22 protein-coding genes and 1 pseudogene are annotated in these 25,613 nt (G+C 65.2%); 5 read left to right on the top strand and 18 right to left on the bottom strand.

What is annotated here, in order from left to right; all coding sequences use genetic code 11:
• Nucleotides 1-2: 2 nt before the first annotated feature.
• Complete coding sequence (locus tag CXR29_RS01030; protein ID WP_127363613.1) at nucleotides 3-3,548, bottom strand: DEAD/DEAH box helicase; 3,546 nt, start codon at nucleotides 3,546-3,548, stop codon at nucleotides 3-5.
• A gap of 61 nt (nucleotides 3,549-3,609) precedes the next feature.
• A complete protein-coding gene (locus CXR29_RS01025) occupies nucleotides 3,610-4,476 on the bottom strand; it encodes an aldo/keto reductase (RefSeq protein WP_127363612.1) in 867 nt (288 codons plus the stop codon).
• A 139-nt stretch (nucleotides 4,477-4,615) separates the two neighbouring features.
• Here CXR29_RS01025 and CXR29_RS01020 point away from each other — a divergent pair, with 139 nt between their 5' ends.
• Nucleotides 4,616-5,404: a hypothetical protein gene (locus CXR29_RS01020; protein WP_096168350.1), complete on the top strand. Its 789-nt coding sequence runs from the start codon at nucleotides 4,616-4,618 to the stop codon at nucleotides 5,402-5,404.
• Nucleotides 5,405-5,416: 12 nt separating this feature from the next.
• Here the strand turns inward: CXR29_RS01020 and CXR29_RS01015 are convergent, their stop codons facing one another.
• From CXR29_RS01015 to CXR29_RS00995, 5 genes and pseudogenes are all read right to left on the bottom strand, one after another.
• Nucleotides 5,417-6,358: a phosphoglycerate dehydrogenase gene (locus CXR29_RS01015; protein ID WP_096168351.1), complete on the bottom strand. Its 942-nt coding sequence runs from the start codon at nucleotides 6,356-6,358 to the stop codon at nucleotides 5,417-5,419.
• A 22-nt stretch (nucleotides 6,359-6,380) separates the two neighbouring features.
• Nucleotides 6,381-7,829 carry a dihydrolipoyl dehydrogenase family protein gene (locus CXR29_RS01010; RefSeq protein WP_127363611.1) on the bottom strand — a complete coding sequence of 483 codons (1,449 nt, stop codon included), beginning with the start codon at nucleotides 7,827-7,829 and terminating at the stop codon, nucleotides 6,381-6,383.
• 119 nt (nucleotides 7,830-7,948) lie between these two features.
• Complete coding sequence (locus CXR29_RS01005; protein WP_164742740.1) at nucleotides 7,949-8,707, bottom strand: HpcH/HpaI aldolase family protein; 759 nt, start codon at nucleotides 8,705-8,707, stop codon at nucleotides 7,949-7,951.
• A 176-nt stretch (nucleotides 8,708-8,883) separates the two neighbouring features.
• The gene (locus CXR29_RS01000) at nucleotides 8,884-9,444 is read right to left on the bottom strand and encodes a dihydrofolate reductase family protein (protein WP_127363610.1); all 561 of its coding nucleotides are present in this window, start codon (nucleotides 9,442-9,444) and stop codon (nucleotides 8,884-8,886) included.
• 226 nt (nucleotides 9,445-9,670) lie between these two features.
• Nucleotides 9,671-10,444: pseudogene (locus CXR29_RS00995) on the bottom strand (GMC oxidoreductase); the annotation flags it as partial.
• Between CXR29_RS00995 and CXR29_RS17820 the strand changes: the two are divergent.
• The 3 genes from CXR29_RS17820 (at nucleotide 10,395) to CXR29_RS00980 (ending at nucleotide 12,295) form a co-directional block, all read left to right on the top strand.
• Complete coding sequence (locus CXR29_RS17820) at nucleotides 10,395-10,937, top strand: IclR family transcriptional regulator (protein WP_101596940.1); 543 nt, start codon at nucleotides 10,395-10,397, stop codon at nucleotides 10,935-10,937. The pseudogene CXR29_RS00995 and the gene CXR29_RS17820 sit on opposite strands and share 50 nt — an antisense overlap.
• Before the next feature lie 160 nt (nucleotides 10,938-11,097).
• Nucleotides 11,098-11,883, top strand: a complete 786-nt coding sequence (locus CXR29_RS00985; protein WP_127363609.1) for an acetoin reductase — start codon at nucleotides 11,098-11,100, stop codon at nucleotides 11,881-11,883.
• Nucleotides 11,884-11,965: 82 nt separating this feature from the next.
• Nucleotides 11,966-12,295, top strand: coding sequence for a putative quinol monooxygenase (locus tag CXR29_RS00980; protein ID WP_025777470.1), 330 nt, complete (start codon nucleotides 11,966-11,968; stop codon nucleotides 12,293-12,295).
• Nucleotides 12,296-12,477: 182 nt separating this feature from the next.
• On the opposite strand, the gene CXR29_RS00975 is transcribed toward CXR29_RS00980, so the two are convergent.
• From CXR29_RS00975 to CXR29_RS00930, 10 genes are all read right to left on the bottom strand, one after another.
• On the bottom strand, nucleotides 12,478-12,978 hold the full coding sequence (locus tag CXR29_RS00975) for an NADPH-dependent FMN reductase (RefSeq protein ID WP_101596937.1): 501 nt from the start codon (nucleotides 12,976-12,978) through the stop codon (nucleotides 12,478-12,480).
• 242 nt (nucleotides 12,979-13,220) lie between these two features.
• Entirely contained in the window at nucleotides 13,221-14,162 is a 942-nt protein-coding gene (locus CXR29_RS17540) for a hypothetical protein (RefSeq protein WP_241241534.1), read from the bottom strand.
• A gap of 329 nt (nucleotides 14,163-14,491) precedes the next feature.
• Nucleotides 14,492-15,190, bottom strand: a complete 699-nt coding sequence (locus CXR29_RS00965) for a helix-turn-helix domain-containing protein (RefSeq protein ID WP_127363608.1) — start codon at nucleotides 15,188-15,190, stop codon at nucleotides 14,492-14,494.
• A gap of 9 nt (nucleotides 15,191-15,199) precedes the next feature.
• A complete protein-coding gene (locus tag CXR29_RS00960; RefSeq protein ID WP_127363607.1) occupies nucleotides 15,200-16,714 on the bottom strand; it encodes a tripartite tricarboxylate transporter permease in 1,515 nt (504 codons plus the stop codon).
• Between the two features lie 9 nt (nucleotides 16,715-16,723).
• The gene (locus tag CXR29_RS00955; RefSeq protein WP_127363606.1) at nucleotides 16,724-17,326 is read right to left on the bottom strand and encodes a tripartite tricarboxylate transporter TctB family protein; all 603 of its coding nucleotides are present in this window, start codon (nucleotides 17,324-17,326) and stop codon (nucleotides 16,724-16,726) included.
• Complete coding sequence (locus tag CXR29_RS00950; protein ID WP_127363605.1) at nucleotides 17,323-18,387, bottom strand: tripartite tricarboxylate transporter substrate binding protein; 1,065 nt, start codon at nucleotides 18,385-18,387, stop codon at nucleotides 17,323-17,325. Before CXR29_RS00950 ends, CXR29_RS00955 begins: the two co-directional genes overlap by 4 nt.
• A gap of 70 nt (nucleotides 18,388-18,457) precedes the next feature.
• Entirely contained in the window at nucleotides 18,458-19,642 is a 1,185-nt protein-coding gene (locus CXR29_RS00945; protein ID WP_127363604.1) for a CaiB/BaiF CoA transferase family protein, read from the bottom strand.
• Between the two features lies 1 nt (nucleotide 19,643).
• Nucleotides 19,644-20,591, bottom strand: coding sequence for a hydroxymethylglutaryl-CoA lyase (locus tag CXR29_RS00940; protein WP_101555512.1), 948 nt, complete (start codon nucleotides 20,589-20,591; stop codon nucleotides 19,644-19,646).
• A gap of 156 nt (nucleotides 20,592-20,747) precedes the next feature.
• Nucleotides 20,748-21,002: a dihydrofolate reductase family protein gene (locus CXR29_RS00935; RefSeq protein WP_127363603.1), complete on the bottom strand. Its 255-nt coding sequence runs from the start codon at nucleotides 21,000-21,002 to the stop codon at nucleotides 20,748-20,750.
• A 72-nt stretch (nucleotides 21,003-21,074) separates the two neighbouring features.
• The gene (locus tag CXR29_RS00930) at nucleotides 21,075-22,355 is read right to left on the bottom strand and encodes a CaiB/BaiF CoA transferase family protein (RefSeq protein ID WP_101555510.1); all 1,281 of its coding nucleotides are present in this window, start codon (nucleotides 22,353-22,355) and stop codon (nucleotides 21,075-21,077) included.
• A gap of 206 nt (nucleotides 22,356-22,561) precedes the next feature.
• Between CXR29_RS00930 and CXR29_RS00925 the strand changes: the two genes are divergently transcribed.
• Nucleotides 22,562-24,361 (top strand): hypothetical protein, encoded by a 1,800-nt coding sequence (locus CXR29_RS00925; RefSeq protein ID WP_127363602.1) that lies wholly within the window; start codon nucleotides 22,562-22,564, stop codon nucleotides 24,359-24,361.
• Between the two features lie 391 nt (nucleotides 24,362-24,752).
• Here the strand turns inward: CXR29_RS00925 and CXR29_RS00920 are convergent, their stop codons facing one another.
• Complete coding sequence (locus CXR29_RS00920) at nucleotides 24,753-25,604, bottom strand: fumarylacetoacetate hydrolase family protein (protein WP_127363601.1); 852 nt, start codon at nucleotides 25,602-25,604, stop codon at nucleotides 24,753-24,755.
• Between the last annotated feature and the right edge of the window lie 9 nt (nucleotides 25,605-25,613).

Here is a 25,613-nt window from a genome sequence, read left to right as displayed (position 1 = left end):
GCTCACCCCTCCAACAGACCCTTGATATCCGCGGCGGAGATCACCTCGCTGAATGCGCTGCCGTCGTCCATGAGCGCGGTGAAGAGTTCGGCCTTCTTCGTCTGCAGCGCCAGCACCTTCTCCTCGATCGTGTTCTCGGCGACGAGTCGGTAGACCATGACCTGCCGGGTCTGACCGATGCGGTGCGTCCGGTCGACGGCCTGATTCTCTGCCGCAGGATTCCACCACGGGTCGAGCAGGAACACGTAGTCCGCCTCGGTGAGGGTGAGGCCGAATCCCCCAGCCTTGAGGCTGATGAGGAACACGGGAGCGTCGCCCTCCCGAAAGGTTTCGATGACCTTCGTGCGATCCTTGGTCGACCCGTCGAGGTAGACGTAGTCGATCCCGCTGTCCTCGAGTTCGGCCGCCACCGCACGCAGGTAGCTCGTGAACTGGCTGAACACGAGCGCCCGATGACCCTCATCCCGGACCTCGGCGAGGTGGCTCATGAGCACACTGAGTTTGCTCGAGGCGATCCCGGAGTCCGCATACTCGGCGACGATCCCCGGATCGAGCGCGAGCATCCGCAGCAGCGTCAGTGACCGGAAGATCGCGAACCGGTTCTTCTCGAACTCCCCGAGGAGGCCGAGCACCTGCTTACGCTCGCGCTGCAGCACCGTGTCGTAGAGGCGCCGGTGCGCTGGCTCCAGCTCGACCCCGAGTATCTGCTCCTGCTTCTCCGGCAGGTCCGCGGCCACGAGATCCTTGGTCCGGCGCAGCATGAATGGCCGCAACCGCGACCTCAGCCGATCCATCCGCTCGGGAGACTCTCCCGATTCGATCGGGCGGACATAGTCCTCCCTGAAGCGCTTCGCGTTCGGAAACAGTCCCGGCGAGGTGATCGCGGCCAGCGACCACACATCGGTGAGCGAATTCTCCATCGGCGTGCCCGTGATCGCCAGCCGGAACGGGGCCTCGAGTCGCCTCGCCGCGCGGTGCGTCTTCGCCTGGTGATTCTTCATGAACTGGGCTTCGTCGTAGATGAGGCCTGCCCAGTCGAGGGCGGCGAATTCGTCGATGTCGAGACGCATCACCGCATACGAGGTGACGACGATGTCGGCACCGGCGACCGCCGCGGCGACGGAGCGCTTGCGCTTCTTCGCGGTCTCTCCCACCGCCGTCACGCTCAGGTGCGGGGTGAATTTGCGGGCTTCGAGCACCCAGTTCGCCACCACCGAGGTGGGGGCGACGACGAGGAATGGGGCCTGAGTCTCGGTCTCGCTTTCGGTGCGGTCGTGGTCGATGAGAGCGAGCGTCTGCAGGGTCTTGCCCAGACCCATATCGTCGGCGAGGATCCCGCCGAGGCGGTGCTGCCGGAGGAACGCCAACCAGCGGAACCCCTCCACCTGGTAGGGCCGCAGCTGCGCGTTCACGGTGTCGGGCACGGCCACCTCGGCGATCGTATCGAGGTCCCTCAGCCCGCCGATGAGTTCGATCCACTTCGGATCGTCGGCGATGTCGTCGGCGAGATCCTCGAGTTCGTCGTACAGGGCGGTCTGGTAGCGGCTGATTTGCGGGTTCTCCGGCGAGAAGCCATCGAGGGCATTCGCTTCGGTCAGCAGTTCACGCAGACGGCCGAAGGCGGGGTTGTCGAGGGAGAAGAACGATCCGTCGTCGAGGATGAGGTGGGTTTGCTCCCTCGCGAGCGCGGTGAAGAGTTCGACGAAGGGGATCTCGTGGTCATCGACCGTGATGTCGATGCCGAGGTCGAACCAGTCCGAGTCATCGGTCGCCTGCGTGCGGAGGCTGACCTGCGGGGTCGCGTCGAGTTCACGGAATTCCGGGGCGTTGTCGCTGTCGGCGAAGGTAACCGTGACGTCATCAAGTTCTTGGATTCGGGGCAGGATCCGGGTGCTGAAGGTGGCGGCGTCGATGCCGGTCAGGATGGTCGATTCCGTTCGGGCGGCGTCGGGGTCGATGGTGCGCAGGCGACGGAGGACGGCGTGCTCAAACTTCTGGTCGCGACCGCGCACCTGGTCGGACAGTTCGCTGCGATTGGGCACCAAGTGGAATGTCCGCTGTGGCGAGTAGTAGGTCCATGACCAGCTCAGCCGCATCGTCGGGGTGGATCGGCCCGGGCCGCGGTCGCTCTTGTCTGCGCCGCCTCTGGCGGACCTGCGCTGGTCGGGGTTGTCGTAGCTGATGTGGAGGTTGAGGTGCGGGGACTTCTCGACGGGCAGGTCCACGGATCCGTCGCTGCTGATGACTCGGTCACCGGGACCGCTATTCGTGGCGCCGAGGTCGGACTTCTTCCCGTTCCCGACTCCCCGGATCCCGCCGCGCCTCTCGGGCGACTTCCGCAGCAGCGGGAGGACGCGGTCAACGAAATCTTCGTGCCCTGGTTCGGGGATCCTTGTGGCCGCGGGCCCTTCGAGAAGGGTGCGCTGTGCCTCGGTCATCGGCTCGGTCAGTGGTGCAAGTGTGACCACGGCCTTCGCCTTGCCCACCATGTCCAGGTGGTACACGCCGCCGAGTCCGATAGGCCGGACTTCGTGAGCCTGCACCGGCTGATCGTCGATGACGACTGCGGACTTGAGCACGAGGTCGTCGTCGCTGCGCGTGACATCGAGCTGGAATTCGGCCCGTTGCCCCAGCCGGATTGCGATCTGCTTGTCGGCGCTGACGAGTGGGATGTCGAGGTCAGCGGCCTGACCGAGCAGCTCCCACAGGAAGGGTGAGCCGAAGTCGTCGAGTCGGATCGTTGCCGACGACTGTGCATGGCCGAATCGGCCGAGCCCGTCGTCGAGGGTGGCCAGTCGGTAGAACCATTCGAATTGGTCGGCGTCGAAGCGCGCGGCGTTGAGTCGTGAGGTGAACCAGTGCCAGCCGGCCTGCCCCTTGATCCAGTTGTTCTTTGCTCCAGGGATCAGCGGCCGGACGTGCACCTGCGGTTCCGCCTCGTCAGGGATTTCAGCGGCCTTGAGTCTCGATGGTGCCCTATTGAAGTAGCTGCGCTGTGGGGCGCGGTGAAGTTCGAAGCCGAGTGCCACGGTCTCGGGCTGCGCGCTCGACCGACGCGAGACCTCGATGATGCGGTCGAGCCGCTGTCTCCATTCCGGTACCCGAACCTGTCTGACTGTCGATCGCCCGCCACCGATGATCGCGCCGAAGTCGGAAGGGTCGACACCCCTGACCTGGTCCGTTTCATCTTCCCCGGGCACGTGACCGTCAAAGTCGTCCATGATCGCGGAGGTCCGCTGTTCGAGCATCTGCTGATTGTTGACGATGACGACCGCTACGCAGTGCTTGCAGTCGTAGCCGACCGGGCAGGTGCAGGCGGTGTCGACGATCTCGACGGTTCTGCCATCGTCGAAGTCATCGAAAGTGATCGTGGTTTCATAGAGCCCGGCGGAGCCGGCCACATCGGCAACGAGCTGCCGGTCGGATTCGTGCCAGACGGTCCGCAGCACCTGGCCTTTGCGCGCATAGTCTGTGCCGCGCGCGAAGGTTCCAGGGTCGACGAAGGCCTTCAGCTCGTCTTTCGGGACGATGGTCATGGCTCGATCCATGCCACCAGTCTTCCATCTGCAGCTGACATGCGTGGCCAGCCGGCAGCAATGAGGCCCGGCCTCACATCTCTTCGTGCGTCAGGGGATCCCGGTCCTTCATCCGACCGCGCTCGAGTCCGGAGATCGCGGCCACCTCGGCGGGGGTGAGGGCGAAGTCGAAGACGTCGGCATTGGACCGCTGGCGTTCAGGGTTCGCCGACTTCGGGATCGGGATGGACCCGACTTCGATATGCCAGCGCAGGACCACCTGGGCCGGGGTGACATCGTGGGCGGCGGCCGCCTCGGCGATGGGGGTTTCGTCGAAGAGCCCCTGGTCACGGTAGAGCGGGGACCAGCTTTCGGTCTGTACGCCGATGGAGCGGTGGAAGGCGATGAGATCAGCCTGCGGGAAGTACGGGTGGAGCTCGACCTGGTTGACGGCGGGGGTGACCCCGGTTTCGTCGATGAGTTCGGTGAGCATGTCCTCGGTGAAGTTCGAGACACCGATGGACTTCACGAGCCCGCGCTCGCGCAGTTCGATGAGCCCGCGCCAGGTGTCGACGTACTTGCCGACGCTGGGATTGGGCCAGTGGATGAGGTGGAGGTCGAGGTAATCGAGACCGAGCCGGGCCAGGGACTCCTCGGTGCTCGCGATCGCCTCGTCGAAGCCGTGATGGCGGCCGGGGATCTTCGAGGTGACGAAGAGGTCCTCGCGAGCGACGGAGCAGTCGGCGATGGCCTGACCGACCTCGCGCTCGTTCTCGTAGTTCACCGCGGTGTCGAGCAGGCGGTAGCCGACGTTGTCGACGGCACCCACGATGGCGTCGACGCCTTCCTCGCCTTTCATCGCGTAGATACCGAGCCCGAGCTGCGGGATCGCGCGTCCGTCGTTGAGGTCGAGGGTGGGGGTGGGTGAGTTCTGGGCTGAGGAATCTGCTGAGTTCGCCATACCTTCACCCTATGACCGCCGAGGCGGCTCTGGCCAGGGCGTTCACCGCCGGATGCCGAGGGTGAGCTCTTCCTGTGAGAAGACCCTGAGCATCACTCAAGGTGGGTTGTCGCGATATTCTTCCGGTTAATGTGGACGCATGGAGACGACAGTGCGGGCCGCAGCGCGGGGACCTTTTCGCTTCGTCCGTCGGCTCTCGCGCTGGCAGATGGCGATTCTGCTTCCGTGCGCTGCCATGGCGATCGCTCTGCTTCTCCACGTGGCGCAGTGGGTGACCTCCTGGATCTCGACCGCACTCGCCCAGGCACGCGGAGGCGCCGGCGCCTGTTCTGATCTGGTCACGGATTTCGGTGTTGATCCGGATGCAGTGGAAATCATCGATCGCGCCCCATTCGGATTCGTCTGCCAAGCCTCGACCTACGACGGAGGTACGGCGATGATCGAACACTCCGGGGCCACCTCGGCGATGTTCATCACCTCGGCCGGGCTCGCGGCGCTCGGCTCCGCTGTGCTCCTCGGTGTGCTGCTTGCGTTCACGGTGACCCGACTGCTCGCTTCGGCCCGATCCCCTCGGGGTGACGGCGGCGTGGATCGATGGGCACTGCTGCTCATCGGGATCGGGGTCTTCGTGCTCCCGCTGATGATGGTCGGCCAGCGCCTCCAGTGGTATGCGAAGTCGGACGGATTCGGGATCTGCCCGGAGTCCGTCAGCGGCAACGATGTGCTCGGATTCTCCGTCACCGCCGACTATCTCCCGCCGAGCCTGACCTGCTCAGGCGACACCGTCACCGGCCAGGAGTTCTCCGTGACACAGTACGGGTTCCCCTTCTACGGGTTCCTCGCCGGGCTGGTCCTGGCGGCGGTGGGGTTGGCCGTGCTCATCATCGTCAGGGTGCGGTCGCGGAGGCGTAAGGGCGCTGAGGTGTGAGCTCGGATGCGCTCAGACGATTAGTCCGACGGGTTCCTTTCCGTCGAGTACATCGATGACGGTTCGGGCTGCGGCGATGCCGACGCGCTCTCTGGCTTCGACTGTCTGACCGGCCAGGTGGGAGGTGATCCAGACGTTGTCGAAGTTCCGCAGCGGGTTGTCTTTCGACATCGGTTCGGTCTCGAGCACATCGAGGGCGGCACCGGCGATCTGGCCACGTTCGAGCGCGTCGACGAGAGCGGCCTCGTCGATGAGTGACCCGCGGGCGGTGTTGATGAGGAACGCGGTGTCCTTCATCGCCGCGAGCCGGTCGGCGTCGATCATCGGGGTGCCGGCCGCTCGGGCATGGAGGGTGAGATAGTCGGCGGCCGCGACGACGGTGTCGACGTCGGCGAATTCGATGCTCGGGCCCGCCTCGGTGTCGGGGTGGGAAGTGCCGACGATGACTTTCATGCCCAGAGCTGCACCGATTGCGGCGATTGCCTTGCCGCTGGGCCCGTATCCGATGACGCCGAGGGTCTTGCCGCGCAGTTCCGTGCCTGCGATGCGTGGCCACTGACCGGCGTTGGTGCCGGCGATGACGTCACTGAAGTGTTTGGCGCAGTTGAGCATGAGAGCGAGCGTGAGTTCGGCGACGGCGTGATGGTTGACGCCGGGCGTGTTTGCCACGCGAATGCCGAACTCCTGGGCCGCGGTGGTGTCGACGGAGTCGTATCCGACTCCGCTGCGGGCGAGGATCCGGAGGTCGGCCGCCTCGGCGAGCATGTCACGGGTGATCGGTTCGCTCGCAACGATGGCACCGACGGCCCCTTTGAGGAGATTGCGCTGTACATCCTCGGTGCGTCGACCAGCCGCCGGGGAATACACGGGATCGAGCCCGTTCTCCCGCAGCAGCCGGTCGACGCTGTCGCCGGGCTCCAGGTAATCGGTGGTGATGACGATGCGACGGCTCATGATGGTGAGCCTATCGCGGCTCTCACTTGAGTGCGCCGAGTACCTCGTTGAGCGCCTCGGTGGCCGAGGGGTGGGTGTAGATCGTGTCGCGCAGCTCGGTCGCGGTGACGTCGTGGCGCATGGCGAGCGCCACGGTATTGATGACCTCCTGTGAGTGCACATGAACGAGGGCCGCGCCGAGGACGAGGTCCGTTTTCGCGTCGACGACGAACTTGACGATTCCGCGCGGGTCGCCTTCGATCTTCGCCCTCGGCGCTGCGGCGATATCGGCCTGCAGCTTCGCTCCGACCTTGATCTCATAGCCTTCGTCGCGAGCGGCCTTCTCGGTCAGGCCGACGCGGGCGACGGGCGGGGTGAGGAACATTGTGTACGGAACGGAACCGCGATCCTTCGTCGACCGCTTCCCGTCGCCGAGGAGCTGATCGGCGAGGATCCGATTGTCGTCCAGCGAGATGTAGGTGAACATCGGTCCGCCGTTGACGTCGCCGAACGCGTACACGCCCTCGGCGGAGCTGCGCAGGTACTCATCAGTGACGATGAACCCGCGATCATCGGTGTCGATGCCGGCCTTCTCGAGGCCGAGGTCCGCAGTCGCGGGTTTGCGTCCGACGGCCAGGAGGACCGCCTCGGCATCGATGGTCTTGGTCTCACCGCCCACCTCGTAGGTCACGGTCGCGGCGTCAGCGCCGTCGTCGACTGCAGTGACGGAGGCGTCGTTGACGATGGTGACCCCGTCGTCGGCGAGAGCCTGGGCGACCACGTCAGCGACATCGTCGTCTTCGTTCGCTAGCGGGCGGGGTCCGCGGTCGAGGACGGTGACCTGCGAGCCGAAGTGGGCGAACATCGATCCGAACTCGAGTCCGATGTACCCGCCGCCGACGATGACGAGGCGTTTCGGGAACGGGTCGACGTGCTGCAGCGATTCGGAGTCGTGGATGCGGCCGCCGAGCTGGGCACCGTCGATGGGTGGGATGTTTGCGACGGATCCGGTGTTGACGACGACGGTGTCGGCGGTGATCGTCATGGTGTCGGCGCCGCCGGTGACACGGACCTCGCGTTCGCCGGTGAACTCGGCGTGGCCGTTGACCAGCAGCACCGAGTCGAGGTCGGCGAGCATCGAGTGGTTCTTCTTCCGCATCGCCCCGGTCAGGGTGTCGCGGCGTTCGACGGCCTTGGCGAAGTATTCGTCGACGTCGTCATCGGCGCGTTTGTTCTCGGCGTCGTGGACGAGGATCTTCGTGGGGATGCAGGCGATGTTGATGCAGGAGCCGCCGATCATCATCTCCGACTGTTCGACGACGGCGACCTTCTTGCCGGCGCGAGCCATTGTGCCGGCCAGTGTCTTACCGCCCTTGCCCCAGCCGATGACAAGGAGGTCGACGTGTTCGGTGTGGTCGGCTCCGGTGGGGGCGGAGGAGGAGGGAGTGGTTTCGGGCGAGGTGGCCTGCTGTATCACTGTCTCTGTGGTCATGCTCTGTCCTCTCGAGTCGGTGCCTGTCACTGTACTCGCCCCTTAATGCTACCTGACGGCGGCCCAGATACCTCGCGCCAGGTTGCTGGGCCGCCGTCGGGTAGTAATTGGGGAACGTTTCATCCCCGGGCTGCGCCCAGATCCTCGCGGAAGGCTCGGCCCGCCGCACCCAAATCACCACATGAGGTGATGAAACGGAAGCCCTGTTCCTTGCGCAGCTTCGCCTCCTCGCCGTCGCCGCAGTGGATTCCCGGAACCGCCCCGGCGGCATCGGCGGCCGTGCGGATCCGCACGAGCGCCTCGGCGTGGGCCTCGTTGTGCTGGCCGGGCAGCGCGCCGACGGCGAACGCGAGATCCGACGGACCGACGTACACCCCGTCGATTCCCGGCACGGCGCAGATGTCCTCGACCGCGGCCAGTCCCTCCTCGTTCTCGATCATGACGAACAGCAGCGGCCGCTCATCCCGGGTGTCCTGCACAGCGCCGTGCATGATCTCGGCTGTCGGTCCCCACGAACGGTCCCCGCCCCGCGAGGGATAGTCGAGCGCGGCCACCGCGGCCTGCGCCTCGTCGACCGAGGACACGAGCGGAACGATGATCGCCTCGACTCCGGCGTCGGCGAGCGCACCGATCTCCGTGAATCGGTTCGCCGCGACCCGGGCGGTCACGAGCGCGTCCCCGCTGGCGCGCACGGCATCGGTCAGCCGCAGCACATTGGTGGGCCGCACCAGCCCGTGCTGCAGGTCGAGGCAGACATAGTCGAATCCGGCCGCCGACCCGGCCTTCGCCAGCTCCGGACTCGTCGACATCAACCACAGTCCGTTGTAGATCTCCCCCGCGCGCAGGCGAGCCCGATGGTTCTCAATCGCAGCAGTCATGACTGCATCGAATCACGGAATCCCACCGCCCACCAGAGGTGCCCGATATCCGGATGAACCTCGCCGAGGCGGCCCACCCTCGCGTATGCATCATCGATTCCTTCGCCGAGGCGGCCCCGACCATCCGTACTAGGGATCCTCCCGCACGGAACGTCGTCCCACCTCGGCGAGGGGAATCATTCGGCAGGGCTGTCTTCGAGGAGGGGGCCGATGACTCGGTGGCGGGCGATGACGAACGGGGCGCTGGACCCGACCTCGATGAGTTCGAGGTCGAGGCGGCGCGGCAGCAGCGGCCGTCCCTTGCCGAGGACCACCGGCGCGGTCCAGGTGATGATCTCGTCGAGGAGTCCCTCGTCGGCGAACTGCCCGGCGAGGTCGCCGCCGCCCATCACCCACAGGTCACGGTCGCCGGTGGCGGTGCACATTTCGAAATAGTGGTCAGAGACCGATCCCTTGGCGAATCGGATATCGGGGGTCTTCCCGTCCGTCCCGGCTTCGGGCAGGGAGAGCTTCCGATGGGTCATCACCCACGCGGGAACCTCGTAGGGCCAGGGACCGTCGAGGTTGCGCAGCACCCATTCGTACGTCGTCGCGCCCATGACGACGGCTCCGACGCCGTCGATGAACCCGTCATCCGGCGGTTCTTCGGTCTGGCGCAGCAGCCATTCGAGTGAGTCGTTCGGGTCCGCGATGAACCCGTCGAGCGTGGTCGCGGTGTAGTAGACGGTACGTGCCACGGGCAGTCTCCTCCTGAGTCGGTCTCCCTTTCATCCTATGGGGCCTCCTGCCGAGGGTGCCGCGCGGCAGGGCACTTTTTGCAGCGCAGGCCGATGCAGGTGAGTGCCTCTCACCAGCTCGGTGAAACTGCAGCAGCTCGGCCCCTGGGCCAATCTGCTGTAGTTTCACCAAGCCGAGGCCGGCCGCGGAGTGGCAACCACCCAGACGATCAGCCGAAACCTAGCCTCAAACCTCCCCGGTCCGCAGCGCCTCGGCGATGTACTCGGCCTGCCGGATCGCCAGTGCCGCGATCGTCAGGGTCGGGTTTGCGGCGGCGCCGGTGGTGAAGACCGATCCGTCGGAGATGAAGAGGTTCTTCACGTCGTGGGTCCGACCCCACTTGTCGACGACTCCGTCTTCGGGCCGTTCGCTCATCCGCGCGGTGCCGAGGTTGTGTGTCGACGGGTACGGCGGAGTGTGGTGGGAGGTCTGCGCTCCGACCGCCTCGTAGACTCTCTGACCTGCGGCGTAGGCGTGTTCGCGCATCGCGAGGTCATTGGCGTGGTCGTCGTAGTGGACGTTGGGCACGGGCAGTCCGTTCGTGTCCTTGACCGTCGTATTCAGCGTCACCCGGTTGTTCTCCTGCGGCATGTCCTCACCGACGATCCACATTCCCGCGGTGTTGAGGTACCGGTCGAGCAGCGCCGCGAAGTCCGGTCCCCACCCGCCGGGTTCGACGAAGGAGGCCATGAATGCCGGGCCCAGCGAGATCGTCTCCATGTAGTAACCACCGGAGAATCCGCGGTCGGGATCATGGATCGACTCGTCGGCGATGACCCCGGCCATCGTCTCCCCGCGGTACATCCGAACGGGCTTGGCGAAGTGACCCCACACGGTGCCGGTCAGGTGGCGCATATAGTTCCGTCCCACATGGCCGGAGGAATTCGCCAACCCGTCGGGGAAGGACGGTGTGCCGGACAGCAGAAGCAACCTCGGCGTCTCGATCGAGTTGCCAGCAACTGCCGCCTATTTCGCGATCTATCGCGGTTCGGACATCATCCTCACCTACTGCTCCGACTGCGAGAAGCACCCGCGACTGCGGCCTCTGCGCTTCGGCTTCCACGAGGCGGCGCACGCCACCGCCTTCGGCAAGATCCTCCTGGCCGGAATGCCCGAACCTCAGCGCACCGACTACCTCGAGGCGCGGGGAATGCAGGTGCTGACTCCCCAGACGATGATCAGTCGGGAGGCTCTCGATCCCCATCTCGCCGAGGTGGCCACCCGCGGAATCGCCTGGGAGCACGAGAAGTTCCTGCCACGTCAGACCTGCGCGGCCGTGCCGGTGCGCAATGGCACGGGGATGCAGGTCGGGGCGATGGCGGTCAGCACTCCCTCATCGAAGATGACGGGACGGGCGAAGTTGGTCGAGTCGACCCTGCGAGAGCATGCGGGCCTGGCGTCGAGCTACCTGCGCGGCGGTTCGGTCACCGTCCCCGTCGCCGAATACCCGTGAGTCGAGCACGTTGGAGCCGCGCATTCCCCGCCGCCGAACACGCGTGAACACATGGGTGAACTGTCACTTTATCGCCATATGAGAAGAACCGTGTCTTACTGACTGCGATTGAGCTGAGAATGATCGTGCTCGCTCACAGTTGAGAACTCAAGGAGGAGAAATGGGCACGAACAACAGCGTCGCAGTGGTGACGGGATCCGGTCGGGGAATCGGTCAGGGCATCGCGCAGAGGCTCGGAGCCGATGGCCATCACGTCATCGTCGCCGACCTGCCGAGCATGCACGACAGCGTGGCGGAGACCGTCACCACGATCGAAAGCGCAGGCGGGAAGGCCACCGCCGCCGAAGTGGACGTCACGGACGAGGAATCGCTGAGCCGCCTCGTCGAGGTTGCCGTGGACGCGGGAGGAAAACTCGACGTCTTCGTCGCGAACGCCGGAATCGCTCAGGTCGAACCCCTCATCGACTATTCGAAGGCGGATTTCGAGACGATCGTCGACGTCAATCTCACCGGCGTCTTCCTGTCGTATCAGGCCGCGGCGAAGCAGATGATCGAGCAGGGCAACGGCGGCAAGATCATCGGCGCCGCCTCGATCGTCGCGTTCCGTCCCTTCGCGCTGCTGTCACCGTATTCGGCGACGAAATGGGCGGTGCGCGGACTGACTCAGGGAGCTGCGATGGAGTGGGCCAAGCACGGCATCACTGTCAACGCCTACGGGCCCGGCATCGTCGGCACCGCGATGTGGGATCTCATCGATGAGAAACTCGCCGCCGAGGAAGGGCTGGCCAAGGGTGAGGCGATCAAGAAATATGCTGGTGACATCCTCATGGGCCGGGTGTCCGTGCCCGAGGATGTCGCTAACCTGGTGTCGTTCCTCGCCAGCGAGGACTCCGATTACATCACCGGGCAGACCATGCTCGTCGACGGCGGAATGCAGTTCTCGTAACGTTGTCGCTGAGAGCAGAAACCGACACCGCCACACCCACATCTCCACCCGAGAGAACAACCACAGAGAGAAGGAAGAAGACATGATCTTCATCGTCGTAAAGTTCCCCGTCAAGCCCGAACTGGCCGACCAGTGGCCCGAGCTGACCCGCGAGTTCACTGAGGCGACCCGTGCCGAACCGGGCAACAAATGGTTCGAGTGGTCGCGCAGCCTCGATGACCCGAACGAGTACGTCCTCGTCGAAGCCTTCGACGACGATGCCGCGGAAGCGCATGTGAAGTCCGATCACTTCCAGGCCGCGACCGCCACGGGCGGGCCGATGCACTCCGCACTGACAGCGACCCCGAAGATCATCTCCCGTCAGATCGACGGTGATGATTGGGATGCGATGGGCGAGCTGCAGGTCGACTGATCCTCCACCGAGGCGGCCGTCCCGATCGGGACGACCTCATCCGCCGAGACAGCCGCGCGGGTCCGCTGATGCGTTCAGCGGACCCGCGCCAGGTTCTGGGCACCGGCAAACTTAACAGCTTGGTGAACCTGCAATAGCTCGATGCAGGGACCAAGCTGGTGCAGCTTCACCAAGCTGAACGATCACTTCTGCGGCAGGTACACTTTCTGGCTCTCGACCCAGTCGTCGAGCACGGCCTCGCGATCCTCGAACTTCTCGGTCGGGAAAGCAAGCCCCTTCGTCGGCACACTGGCGCCGAGTTCGACGAGCAGCGGTCGCAGGGTCGTCTCCACCGCCAGGGTGTGCGCGGGGGAGCCGATCGTGAAGACCGGGATCGCGGTCAGCCCATGCAGACCGCCAGCGTCGTACCGGTCGAGAAAGGCTTTGAGCAGTCCGGTGTAGCTGGCCTTATAGGTCGGCGTGGCGATGACGGCGTAGTCGGCGGTGGCCAGACGCTCGGTGAGTGTGTTGAGGCGGTCGGACTTCCAGGAGAAGATCTGGTCGGTCACCTCGGCGAGTTCGATGGTTTCGTCGATCTCGGATCCGGTCACCTCGGCGATCTTGGCGGTGAGGTCTTCGGCAACTTGGCGGGTTCGCGAATTTGGGCTCGGGTTGCCGACGACGACGGCGATGCGTGTGGTCATAAGGGGTCCTCTCCTCGAGTGTTCACCGGGTCATTGCGCCCAGACACCCACACTAGAAGCGGTCAGCCATTGCGAAAGCACTGCCGTTCATCTGGCGTCATCGCAGTGATGCTCGGGATCGCACACGTGGTTCCCCGAATCAGCGGGAACAGATTGTCGTTTCACGGCGCGAAAATCTACATTCTGCTCCCGCAGAATCGGACCGAGCCGGCTCTGGCCGACCACCCGCGACCGACCACCTGCTATCTGCCGCCACCGCCAGCTTTCTGCTCGAGGTGATACCGAATCTTCCGCTCAAGCTCCGCCCTGCTCATCTGGCTCGTCACCCTCAGCACCTCCCACCCCTCGTGCCGCAGAGCCTCGTCTCTGGCGATGTCACTTGCCCATTGTGATTTGGACAGCAGGTGGTGTTCACCTTCGTATTCGAGCGCCAACTTCACGTGGGGATAGCCCAAGTCCGGCTCGACTGTGCGGTTGAGCAGACGACAGTAGACCTGTGGATGGACCACCGGTTCCGGCAGTCCACGGCTCAGTGCCCACAGTCGAAGGTTCGTCTCCTGCGGCGAGTCAACGTCTTCCCTGATCAATGACAGTGCTGATTCGACCTGCGCTCGCTGCCTCAAGTAATTTCGCTGTGTGCTCTTCGTCCTCAGGAACTCGAGGCTGCACAGCGGCGGCCCGTGCCACCCGCCGACGATCGCATCACCGAGGGCAACGAGCTCGTCACGGGTCAGCTCGGCGCTGAGATCGAGGAAGACCTCGACCGGCGAATGCATCGGCAGCTCAAGCCAGTACCCGGCTTCCTCACGCGCGTGGCGGCGAACGGTCGTCCCCTTCCGCGCCACCTTCCTGCCCGGGTCGAAAGTGACCAGGTGCAGGTGCTCATCGATGAGTCTGTGTGGCAGAGGCAAGCCGAACAGTCGCGCGGCCGTGGCGCCTCCCGCGACGATCCCGGGAACGACCATGGTCATCGCCCTGAGCCGCAGGCTCTCCTCCATCCACTTCTCATCGGCCCAGCTCGGAGTCGGGTGCTCGACACATCGCACCTCATCCCGGTGGATGCCCGCCGTGACGGCACTGAAACGCGGGTCATACCGCAGATGATGCCAGCTGATCCCCCGTTCCTCGGCCTCACTGGTTCTGAAGAGTGACGGATAGCTGCGTTGCTCGATGAGGAGGTCCATGACCAGTAGGAGAGTCGGATACGCGCCCGACCGCAAGGCACCGGCTTCCACCCTGTGGACGCCGCTGACGTCTCCACAGGGCGCCGACACGCGAGTCCGGAGCCGTCCACAGCTCTTAGACGCACGAGTGACGCCACCTTCCCTTCCCGCCAGAACCGGGCCTTCAGGCAGATTCTTCAGGATTTCCCGGGAGAAGAATGCAGAGATTCCGAGCTGAAACCGACATTCTTCTCCCGCCGAAGCCCAGGCCCCCGCCGGAAATGCTTGCTCTACCCACAGGCATCAGCGCTTGAGTGGGCACTCGCACCCTCCGGCAGGAAGGAACAGCCCTACTCCCCCGCCTGCTTCCGCGCGCCGAGTGCCAGTCGGGCGATGTCGCGCAGCACTTCGAGCTCCTCACTGCCGTCGAGCACCGCCCGCAGCTCGACGGCGGCCCGGCTGAGCAGGGTGCGGTAGGCGCCGGCGACATTGTCCGGCTCCCGGGTCAGCGGGTAGGACACACAGAGGGCGAACACGATCGCCTCGACGGTGAAGGCCACACTCGCCGAGGCGGTCCCGGCCGCCCGTGCCTGCTTCGTCGCGTAGAACTCCGCTGGATTTCCCGGCCCGCACAGCGCCAGGGCAGCCGAGCCGCCGTCGACGAGCGGGAGCACCGCCCCGACTCCGCGCGAGACGCGCAGCTCATGATCGGCTTCGACATTGCGCACGCACACACGGTCCTCACCGACTCGGACCCACAGCTGCACGGATTCCCCGGTCATCGTCCGCAGATGGTCGAGCACCGAGTTCGTCGTGGCGATATTGCGCCGGCCCGGGAAGGGCCCCAACCGCAGCAGCCCCGAGGAGTCACGGACGATGAACTTGTGCGCCCGCAGATCGGTCAGCAGCCGATACGTCGTCGACTTCGAATAGCCGAGGCGGCGGCACACCTCCGCAGCCGTCATCGGCGAGTCCTGGAGGACCTCGAGGATGGCCGCACTGCGGTCGATGACACCGATCTCCGCCGGCGCCTGGTCAGAACTCTTCATTCCCACTCCTCACGACACCGCCACATCGGCGAGCAGCTTCCGCCGGGACACCCACCACCGGAAGATGATGGGTCCGATGATGCCGAGCACCATGAGGATGATGATCGACAGCGAGATCGGCCTGGTGACCAGGGGTGCGAACGATCCGCCGGAGATCTGCAGCATGCGCCGGAAGTTGTCCTCGAGCAGCGGTACGAGCACGAGCGCCAAGATCGCCGGAGCCAAGGGGATGCCGCCCTTCTCCATGAGGTAGCCGATGACTCCGAAGATGCCGAGCATCATCAGCCCGAACAGGCTGAATTCGATGGCGTAGGCGCCGATGACCACGAGCACGAGGATGGACGAGAAGAGGATCTCCTTGGGCATCTTCAGCAGCTTCACGAAGACCCCGACCAGCGGCAGGTTGAGGATGATGAGCGCGATGTTGCCGATGTACATGCTGGCAATGATCGTCCAGATCAGACCGGTGTCGTCCCGGAAGATCAGCGGCCCGGGCTGCAAACCGTACATCGTGAACACGAAGAGCAGCAGCGCCGTCGTCGCCGAACCCGGGATGCCCAGGCTGAACAGCGGAATCATCGCACCGCCCACACCGGCGTTGTTGGCCGCCTCGGGACCGGCCACGCCTTCGATGGCGCCGTGACCGAATTCGTCCTTCCGCTTCGAGATCCGCTTCTCCATGATGTAGGACATGAACGAGGCCAGCGAGGGACCGACGCCGGGCAGGATGCCGATGATGAAACCGAGCACCGAACCGCGGGCCCACGGCCCGGTCGACCGCTGCCAGTCCTGCTTCGTCATCCACTTGTCTTCGCCGAACCCCTGGATCTCGTCCTTGGCCCCGCGCCCGAGCGCGAGGTTGCGGATCGCCTCGGGGATGGCGAAGAGCGCCATCGCGAAGATCGTGAAGTCGATCCCGTCGGAGAGCAGATCGACGCCGAAGGTCTGCCGGGGCAGTCCGGTCTGGAAGTCCAGCCCGATGAGGCCGACGGCCAGGCCGATGAAGATCGAGATGAGCGCCTTGGCCCGCGAACCCGCCGACATCGTCGACGCGAGCAGCAGGGCCGTGGCCATGAGCAGGAAGTATTCGGTGGCGCCGAAGACGTTCGCGAGTTTGACGAGCACGGGCGAGAGGAACGTCAGCCCGATGATCGCCAGGGTCCCGGCGAGGAACGACCCGATCGCCGCGGTCGCCAGCGCCGCCTTGCCGCGACCTCGGCGAGCCATCTCGTAGCCTTCGATCGCGGTCACCGCACTGGCGACCTCACCAGGGGTTTTGATGAGGGTCGCGGTGATCGAGCCGCCGTACATCGACCCGTAGTAGATTCCGCACAGCAGAATGAGACCGTGGACCGGTTCCATGCCGAAGGAGACCGGAATGAGGATCGCGATCGCGGAGATCGGTCCGATTCCCGGCAGCACTCCGACGACGGTGCCCAACAGCACGCCGAGGAGGGCGAAGGCGAGGCTGGCCGGCTCCACCGCCGAGGCGAAGCCGCCTCCCAGATCGATGAGAGTATCCATGTCCGCCCCCTAACCCAGAATCCCGACAGGCAGGTACACGGCGAGTCCGTAGACGAACGCCGCGTAGACCAGTCCCGCGAAGACGACGGAGAAGATGAGATTGCGGATCCACTTCTCCGGCGAGTAGATGCTCGTCAGCCCCATGAGGAACGCCGCCGTGGACAGCAGGAAGCCGACGGGGATGAGAACGCCTAAATAGACGAAGAAGAGCGCGAACTGGAACACGACCTTGCGTACCTGCGGCTCCGGCGGAGCATCGAGGACGACCCCGCCGATCCCGTCCTCGCCGGAGGATCGGCCCGCGGTTTCCACGGAGGATTCTCCCGCCGAGGCGGCCGCACCCTCCCCGTCCCCGACCGCGTGTGCGGTTGCGGGTGCGGATTCCGCGGACCCGGGAGCCGCCTCGGCGAGGGTGTCCTTCCTATGTCGGACGACGGCCTGGCCGGCGAGGAAGAGGCCGAGCACGATGAGTCCGATCCCGACGATGGCGGGGAAGGTGCGCGGGGTGACGATGTTCGCGGTCTCCTGGATGGAGAACGTCGCGATGTAGTAGACCGCGCCGATGACGGCGATGGCGCCGCCGGTGACGAGGTCGGTGCGGTGAGCGGTCATTTGCTGTTGCCCAGGTCGGTTTCCTTCACGCCTTCTTCCACCGTCTTCGCAGCGTCGTCGACGTAGGCCTGAGCCTCGTCTCCGGTGTGGAATTCGGTGGCCCACTGGTTGTTCTTCACCGTCTCCTGCCAGGCGTCGGACTTGCTCACGTCCTCGAGTGCTGTGGCCCAGAAGTCCACGGCCTCCTGCGGCATTTCGGCGGGTCCGTAGACTCCGCGCCAGTTGCCCAAGGTCACGTCGTAGCCGGAATCCTTCGCGGTGGGCACCTTGTCGAATGGCGCCGCCAGGGGTTCCTGGGCGAAGGTGACGAGAGGTTCGATGTCACCGGCTTCGATGACGGAACGGAACTCGCTCATTCCGGCGATGGCGACCTTCGCATCGCCGTTGAGCATGGCGGTCGTCTGCTCTCCGCCGCCGTCGTAGTTGACGAAGTTGATATCGGCCGGGTCGACGCCGGCTTCCTTCGCGAACAGGGCGAAGGGCAGAGTGTCGTCTCCGGCGGCCGCGACGGTGACCTTCTGCGGGTCGTCCTTGAGCGCCTTGACCAGGGAGTCGAGGTCCTTGAAGTCCCCGTCCTTCGGGGTCACGACCATGAAGTCCTCGACGTAGAGGGTGGCGATGAGGGTTGCGTCCTCGGGGCCGTATTCGCAGAGGTTGCGTGCCTTCATCGTCTGGCTGGCCAGGGAGGTGATGGCGATCTGGTCGTCCTTGCCCTTCTCCTGCTGCATCATCGACGTCAGCCAGGAGCAGCCGGTGCCGCCGGGCTTGTTCTGCACGGGCAGCGGAGTGGAGACGATGTCTTCCTTCTGCAGCGCCTCGACGAGAGCGCGGGCCGTGGTGTCCCAGCCGGATCCGGGTTCGGCCGGAGCGGTGACCGAGACCGGCCCCTTCGGATAGTCCCCGCCTTCGCCCGGAGGCTGCGCCTTGTTCCCGCAGGCGGTGGCGACGAGGGCGACCGCGGCGAGCACGGCCCCGATCTTCGCCGCGCGCTTGCGCGTCTTCGCCTGTCCTGTCTTCGCCGAGGCGGCTGTCCGTGTCCGTGTGATCGTCGTTGATCGCATGAGCTGTTCCTTTGTCTGTTCGGTTTTCGATATCGGTTGGTGAAGCAGGTGATCTGGTGCCGGCGGGTCGTCAGCCCAGGCGGCCCTCGTCGGGCTGAGGTCCGTCGACCGGTGGACCCGTCGGCACCGCCGGGCCGTCCCGGTAGTGGCCGTTGTGACGACCGGGTTCGGGCACATCGCTGCGCAGTCCGAGCCGGTTCCCGTCGAAGGTCAACGGCAGCAGCGGCACTTCGACGCTCGCCCCCGTCGGCAGCCCGGTGTGGGCGAGGGCGCCGGAGGCGACGAGGTGCGGATCGTCGGTGAGGTCGGCGGGAGTATTGACCGGGGCGACCGGCAGTCCGCGCCGCGTGCATTTCTCTTCGATCTCGGCCAGGCTCAGCTGGGACAGTGCCTGTTGGAGTTCTGAATGGATGCGGTCGCGTTGGTCGACTCGGCCCTGGTTGGTCAGCATGTCCGGGTCGGCGGCGAGTCCGGTCAGTCCGAATTCGTCGCAGAGGTCGCGCCATTGCCCATCGGAGACGGCGGCGACGAAGACCTGGTTGTCGTCGGCGTCGCGGAAGATGTCGTAGACGGCCCAGGTGGCCTGTCGGGTCGGCATCGGGCGGGGTGGTTCGCCGCTGATCTGGGACTGTGCCATATGCGTGCCGACGAGGAAGGCGTTGTTCTCGAACAGTGCGGAGTTGATGAGTTTTCCGCGGCCCGTGGTCTCGCGCACCCGCAGTGCCGACTGGATGCCGATGACGCCGAACATTCCGCCCATGATGTCGTTGACGCTGGCGCCGGCGCGCAGCGGCTGCCCCGGCGGGCCGGTCATATAGGCCAGTCCGCCGAGCATCTGCACGACCTCGTCGAGGGCGGCCCGGTTTCCGTAGGGGCCGGAGAGGAATCCCTTGAGGGAGCAGTAGATGAGTCCGGGGTTGCGGGCGGACAGCTCCTCGTATCCGAATCCGATCGATTCCATCTTTCCGACGCGGAAGTTCTCGAGCAGGACATCGGCGGAGTCGATGAGGTCGAGGACGCGGTCACGGTCGGCCGCCTCGGCGATATCGAGTTGGACGCTGTGTTTGTTGCGGTTGAACGCGGGGAACAGCCCGGATCCGGACCCGGGCAGGTAGCGGGTCTTGTCGCCGGCTCCGCGGGGTTCGACCTTGATGACCTCGGCGCCGAGGTCGGCCAGGATCATCCCGCAGCTCGGCCCCATGACCATATGGGAGAACTCGATGACGCGGATGCCTTCGAGCGGCAGCGGTTCCATCTCAACCCCTCGCCGAGGCGGCCGCGAACCGGTCGTCGAAGACCGCGGGGGTGGCGGGGATGTCCGACAGGCTCGAGGTCAGGTCGTGGCCGACGGCGGCGATGAGGGGGTCGCGCACCTCGGTGAGCGCTTCGACGTCGACGCCGGTGGCCACGCCTTCGCGGTGGAGGAGGTGGACGAGGTCGTCGGTGCCGATGTTGCCGGCAGCGCCCGGGGCGAAGGGGCAGCCGCCGAGTCCGCCCATGGCCGCGTCGAAGTTCGAAATCCCCAGGTCGAGGGCGGCGGCGACGTTGGCCATGCCGAAGTTGTAGGTGTCGTGGAGGTGGAGGTTGACGGATTTGCCCGGGAAGGCGGCGAGGACCGCCGAGGTGTTGCGGCGGACCAGCGATGGGCTGGCGTTGCCGATGGTGTCGGCCACCCCGATTCCGTGTGCTCCGGCGTCGACGAAGGGGCGGAGGACCTCGACGAGGTGGCCCGCCTCGGTGATGCCGTCGAAGGGGCAGATGAAGCTCACGGCGGTCGTGATGTCGAAGCGCAGTCCCTGGTCACGGGCGAAGACGGCGGCATCCATGAGGCGGTTGGACGCCTCGGCGATGGAGGCGTCGGAGTTCGCTTTCGAGTGTCCTTCGGAGGCCGAGAGCACGAGTTTGATGTTCTTGGCGCCTGCGTCGACGGCACGCTGGGCGCCCTTGAGGTTGAAGACGAGGGTATAGAACTCGACCCCGTCGGCCTCGTGCGGTGCCAGACGGCGCAGCAGTTCGTCGGTATCGGCCATCTGCGGGACCTTCTTCGGATTGACGAAGGAGCCGACCTCGATGTGCTTGAGTCCCGAGCCGATGAGCTTCTCGGCCAGGGCGACCTTGACGTCGGTGGGCACGATCGCCTTTTCGATCTGCAGCCCGTCGCGCAGAGTGGTGTCGAGGATGTCAACGGTTGTGGGCCGGACCATGGGACTCCTTCACGCATGTTCCCGAATAGCGGGAAACGAATCGTCGCCGCGCTCCAGTGTGCGGCGTCACATTCGTTATACATGGCCCTCTGTGCGCGAAACAGAGTTTGTTCGGCATATGAGAGGGCAATGAGAATTGCCTGTATTGAGTCCCGTTTATCGGGAACTGGTGACTTTCGGCCGGTATGTCTGGATCGCGTGACCTGCGTCGAGTTCACTGCGATCGACGAGTTCGAGGTCGACGACGTTGCTCAGTCCGGCGAAGAGGTAGGTGATGCGGCCGAAGATCAGTCCGTCGGCACGCTTGAGATTGTTCGCATGGTGGCGGTGGAAGTCGTCGCTGATGACTCCCACGCGATGATCGCAGCATCCGTCGACGGTGACGTTGATCGAGTACCTCAGCTCGCCCATGGCATAAGAATAGACCTGGGTGGTCGCCGCGGGAAGAGGTCGTCGGAGACAGCCGTGGCACGGTCGTGGCGTTCAGTCCTCGCCGCCGTCCTGGTCTGGCTCCGGGGCTGCATTCTGCTCCGGTGCCAGCCCCAACCACGACAGCACTTCGTCGGTGTGCTCGCCGAGGTCAGGCCCGAGGTGATCGATGGGGACCGATTCTCCTCCGATGACCGGAGTGATTCCCGGGAACGCGACGTCCTCCAGGACCTCCTCGCCGGTGGACACGTCGAGGTTCTGGATCATGCCGCGGGCGGCGAGCTGCTCATCGGCGACGAGGTCTTCGGCCGTGTAGATGGGCCCAGCCGGAACGCCCACTTCCTCCAGAGACTTGACGACGTCCTCGACCGAGCGCTGCGCGCACCATGCGCCGATGGCTTCGTCGAGTTCGTCGCGCCGCTGCCAACGGCCGGCATTCGTCTGCAGGTCGGCATCCTCGGCGAGGTCGGGACGCTCGATGGCCGTCATCAGTCGGCCGAAGATTCCGTCCCCGTTTCCTGCGATGACCACGGATTTCCCACCGGCGCAGAGGTAGCCGTTCGAGGGCGCGATGCCTTCCATCCGTCCGCCGGTGCGGGTGCGGACCTCGCCGAATGCGGAGTAGTCGGGGACGAGGGATTCCATCACGGAGAACATCGCCTCATTCAGCGCGACGTCGACGGTCCGCTCCGACAGCGGACCCTTGCCTTCGAAGCCGTGCGCGGATCCGACGACCGCCTCGGCGGCTCCGGCGATCTTCTGTCGCTGTCGGTCGAAGAGCATCATCACGGCGCCGAACGCCGCCTGCATTCCGGCGATCGAATCCCCGATCGAGATGCCCACGCGCACCGGTGGGCGGTCCGGGTCGCCGACGAGTTCGCGGAAGCCGGAATATCCTTCGGCGACGGCGGCGAATCCGGGCCGGGACGACATCGGGCCGGTCTGGCCGAACGCGGAGATCCGCACGAATACGAGGTCGGGGTTGGCGGCTTCGAGCACATCGGGCCCGAGCCCCCACTTCTCGAGGGTGCCGGGGCGGAAGTTCTCGAGCAGGATGTCGCTGCGGCGGACGAGTTCGAGCACGGCCTCGCGGCCCTCGTCGCTGCGCAGGTCGAGCACGACGGACTTCTTATTCCGGTTGATCGTGCGGTAGAGCATCGAGGTGGTCCCGGCCTTGAGCCGCCAGTTGCGCAGTTCGTCGCCGGTGTCGGGGCGTTCGACCTTGATCACCTCGGCGCCGAAGTCCGCGAGCATCCGCCCGGCGGTGGGTGCGGCGATGTAATTGCCGAGTTCGAGGACTCGCACACCGGAAAGGGGAAGTCGGTGCGTGCTCATGACGATGCTCCTAGTTGTGCGTGGGTCGGTTCTCCCATGGTGCCAGGTACAGGGGCCACATTCCCGGATATCCGCATCCGGGAATCTCGAATGAGTGGCATCGCAGGCCGCTCAATGATCCCGTCGCTGTCGGCCAGGTCAGTACATAGTTGGCAGCCGGGCCAGGCCGCTGTCGACCAGAGCCGGTCCCCGGTAGCGTAGAGCCCATGACTCCGCCTCCCGGTCCATTCGATCCCTCGCACGCTGACGAGCCCGAGCTTCTCGACCTGCTCGACAATGCCACCCGCAGCGAGAGCCCGCTGATGCTGCTCGACATTGCGAGCAGCATGGTGGCCTCCTTCGACGACTCCGATCTCGATGACACCGACGCAGACGGCGCGGACCCGACGGAAATTCCACCGATTCGCGAACTCGCTCTGCAGATGCTCGAGGCCACACCGAAGGAGACCGAGCCGCTGGTGAGGATCTGGGCCCAGATGCTTGACGATGAGCTTTTCGGCCGTCGCATCGCGAAGATGCTTCCCACCCCGAGCACCAAGCGCCTGCCGGAATGGATCCGTCGCGCCGAGGAGATCAAACCCTTCCGTGCGGCCGCACTCATCTCGCCGGTGAAGATCGAGGAGACGATCCTGCTCGAGATCTCCACAGCCGGCCGATCGGTGACTCTGGCAGTGGGAGTGGACCGCAGCGGCTCACCGTATCTCGAAGATGCTTACCTCGCCGACGGCCCCCTGTCGAATATCGTCGAGTTCAGCCGAACAGAGCTCGAACTGCCCGTCGACGAGGTCACGCTCAGCCTCGCCGATGCCGGTGCCAGGCTGAGTGAGGCGTTCGAGATGAGCACGCACATGTTCCCGCCGATCGAGACCGAAAGCTGGCCGGGCACCCGGCCGCTGCTCGAATGGATGCTGCGGAAGCTTCCCGAAGGCGGCACCGGCTACGAGATCAGAACGTGGGAGCCGGAAGAGATCGAGGAACTCGTCGCGGACTTCCGCGCCTCGCCCTTCGCCGAAAGCCTGACCGAGGAGGAGATCGGTCATGCCCATCTGCTCTTCGAGTTCCAGTGCAACTACGGCAACAACGATCCGCTGAGATGGTCGGGCACTTTCGTCGAACGCCTCATGTGCGACCTCTACCCGCGCAAGGTGATGTCACCCGCAGACGATCTGCTCCTCATGCCCACCGCCCTGGCAGCGCTCGTCCGCTATGCCAACGATCGCAGCGGAGTCGATCCTGTCTTCACGGAGAACGCTCTCGCCTCGATCGATGACAACCGGGAGGAATACACGGCTCAAGTACGCGGCGACCGGCCCGAAAGCACGAGTGCCCTCTTCGCGCGCCTGCTCACCGGAATCGATGACGACACTCTGCCTCTGTCGGAGCCTGTGTCAGATCTCGGTGATGAGTTTGGTGGGGGATCGTTCTTCGGCGATCAGGCTTCGATGCTGGCCGAGATCTTCATCGGCAGCGGAGCCGAAGCGGTCGGCGGCATCGAGGCTCTGCAAGCACTGACCGATGAGCCGCTGCCCGGCGAAGGCCTCGACACTGCGGGCGTGGCCGACGACGTTGTCGACCGCCTCAACTCGTTTGTCCCGGAGATCCGTCGAATCGCGGACGAGGTGTTCGGAGAGCCGGAGCTCGCGACATCCGCGCTGCGATTCTTGGCGGAGATCGGACGAGGCGATCCCTCGATCTTCCGCCGCCGCCTCGCCGACCGCACTCTGCTCGCGGCACTGTTCTGGATCGTCGGAAAAACCAATAATCTCTTCTCCGCCCAGTGGAGCAGCGAAGGCGACGTGACAATCGGAAAACTCCAGCGCCACCTCGGCGTCTCGAGTTCACCGAAGCCGACTGCCGAGAAGATGCTGCATGCCGCCGGCCACGAGCTCTCCGACGTCGAGGTTATCCTCGGCGATCCGCGCTATCTCATCTCGCGCAGGCGGCGGCGCATCATCGCAAACCGGGACACGTACTGGGACGACCTGCCGGAGGACTGGGAGTACTGAGGGTCCCGGCACAAACGACCTCTTCATCCCGCGTCGCGAAGACATCAGAGCACTGGCCCTCGTGTGCTCGGTCCGGCTGAACAGCAATTGTGACTTGAGCGAACTTCTTGCAAGTTTTCTCCAATTCCGTTGTCAGTCGAACTGCGGGTGCCGAAGACTGGCAGACGAGTCGCAGACAGCGATGATTCGTCACCGAATGAGGAGTTGAACATGGAATCGAACGATTTCGCAGGCAACGACGACAGCGGTCAGAACGACTTCGGCAATCAGCAGCAGGGCGGATTCGACGAGAACCGCTGATCTCGGCACTCACCCGACCCGGCGTCATCGTTGAGGCGCCGATCCGCAAACACAAGCGGCGCACCAAGCATCGGTGCGTCGCTTCGTGCATTCACTCCGTGACGGTCACGACCTGGCGGTGCCGGCCCAACCCCTCGAGCTCGAGTTCGACGACGTCCCCGTCGGCCAGATACGGGTATTTGCCCGACAGCGCGACTCCCTGCGGGGTGCCGGTGAGGATTACGTCTCCCGGCTCGAAGGCCATCGCCTGACTGAGCTGGAAGATGATCTCGCCGACGGAGAAGATGAGGTCACTCGTCGACGAATCCTGGCGAGCCTCGCCGTTCACCCAGCTGCGCAGCCGCAGGTCACCGGGGTCCACCTCGGCGGCGGGGCGGATCCACGGGCCGAGCGGTGTGAACCCGGGCAGATTCTTCCCTTTCGACCACTGACCCCCGGACTCCTCGAGCTGCAGCCGGCGTTCGGACAGATCGTTGCCGAGCACGTACCCGGCGACGTGATTGAGTCCTTCCTCCACCGAGGCGACCCTGAAGGCCCGTGATCCGATGACCACCCCGAGTTCGACCTCCCAATCGGCTTTCGTCGCATCCGGCGGCAGTTCGAGCGGGTCGTTGGGCCCGGCGATGGTCGAGGGCATCTTGAAGAAGATGACGGGCCGCTCGGGAGGTTCGGCTCCGGCTTCACGAGCATGCGCGGCATAGTTCATGCCCACGCACACGATGGCAGAAGGTCTGGTCAGCGGAGCGCCGATGCGCATCTCTTCAGCACCATCGAGCGGCTTGAGTTCCCCAGCGTCGAGCGCGCTTCGGACGCGTCCGATGCCGTCGGCGGCGAAGAAGTTCGGGTCGATGTCATCGAACAGTGGACGCAGCTCGAAGCAGACTCCCTCGTGACGGACTGCCGGAATCTCGTGCCCGATCGGTCCCAGTCGCAGCAGTTCCATACGGATCCT

It is taken from the genome of Brevibacterium linens, assembly GCF_003999335.1.
Classification (GTDB): domain Bacteria; phylum Actinomycetota; class Actinomycetes; order Actinomycetales; family Brevibacteriaceae; genus Brevibacterium; species Brevibacterium linens.
The sequence above is the reverse complement of the archived record's forward strand: the minus strand, read 5'-3'. Positions and strand labels throughout refer to the sequence as shown.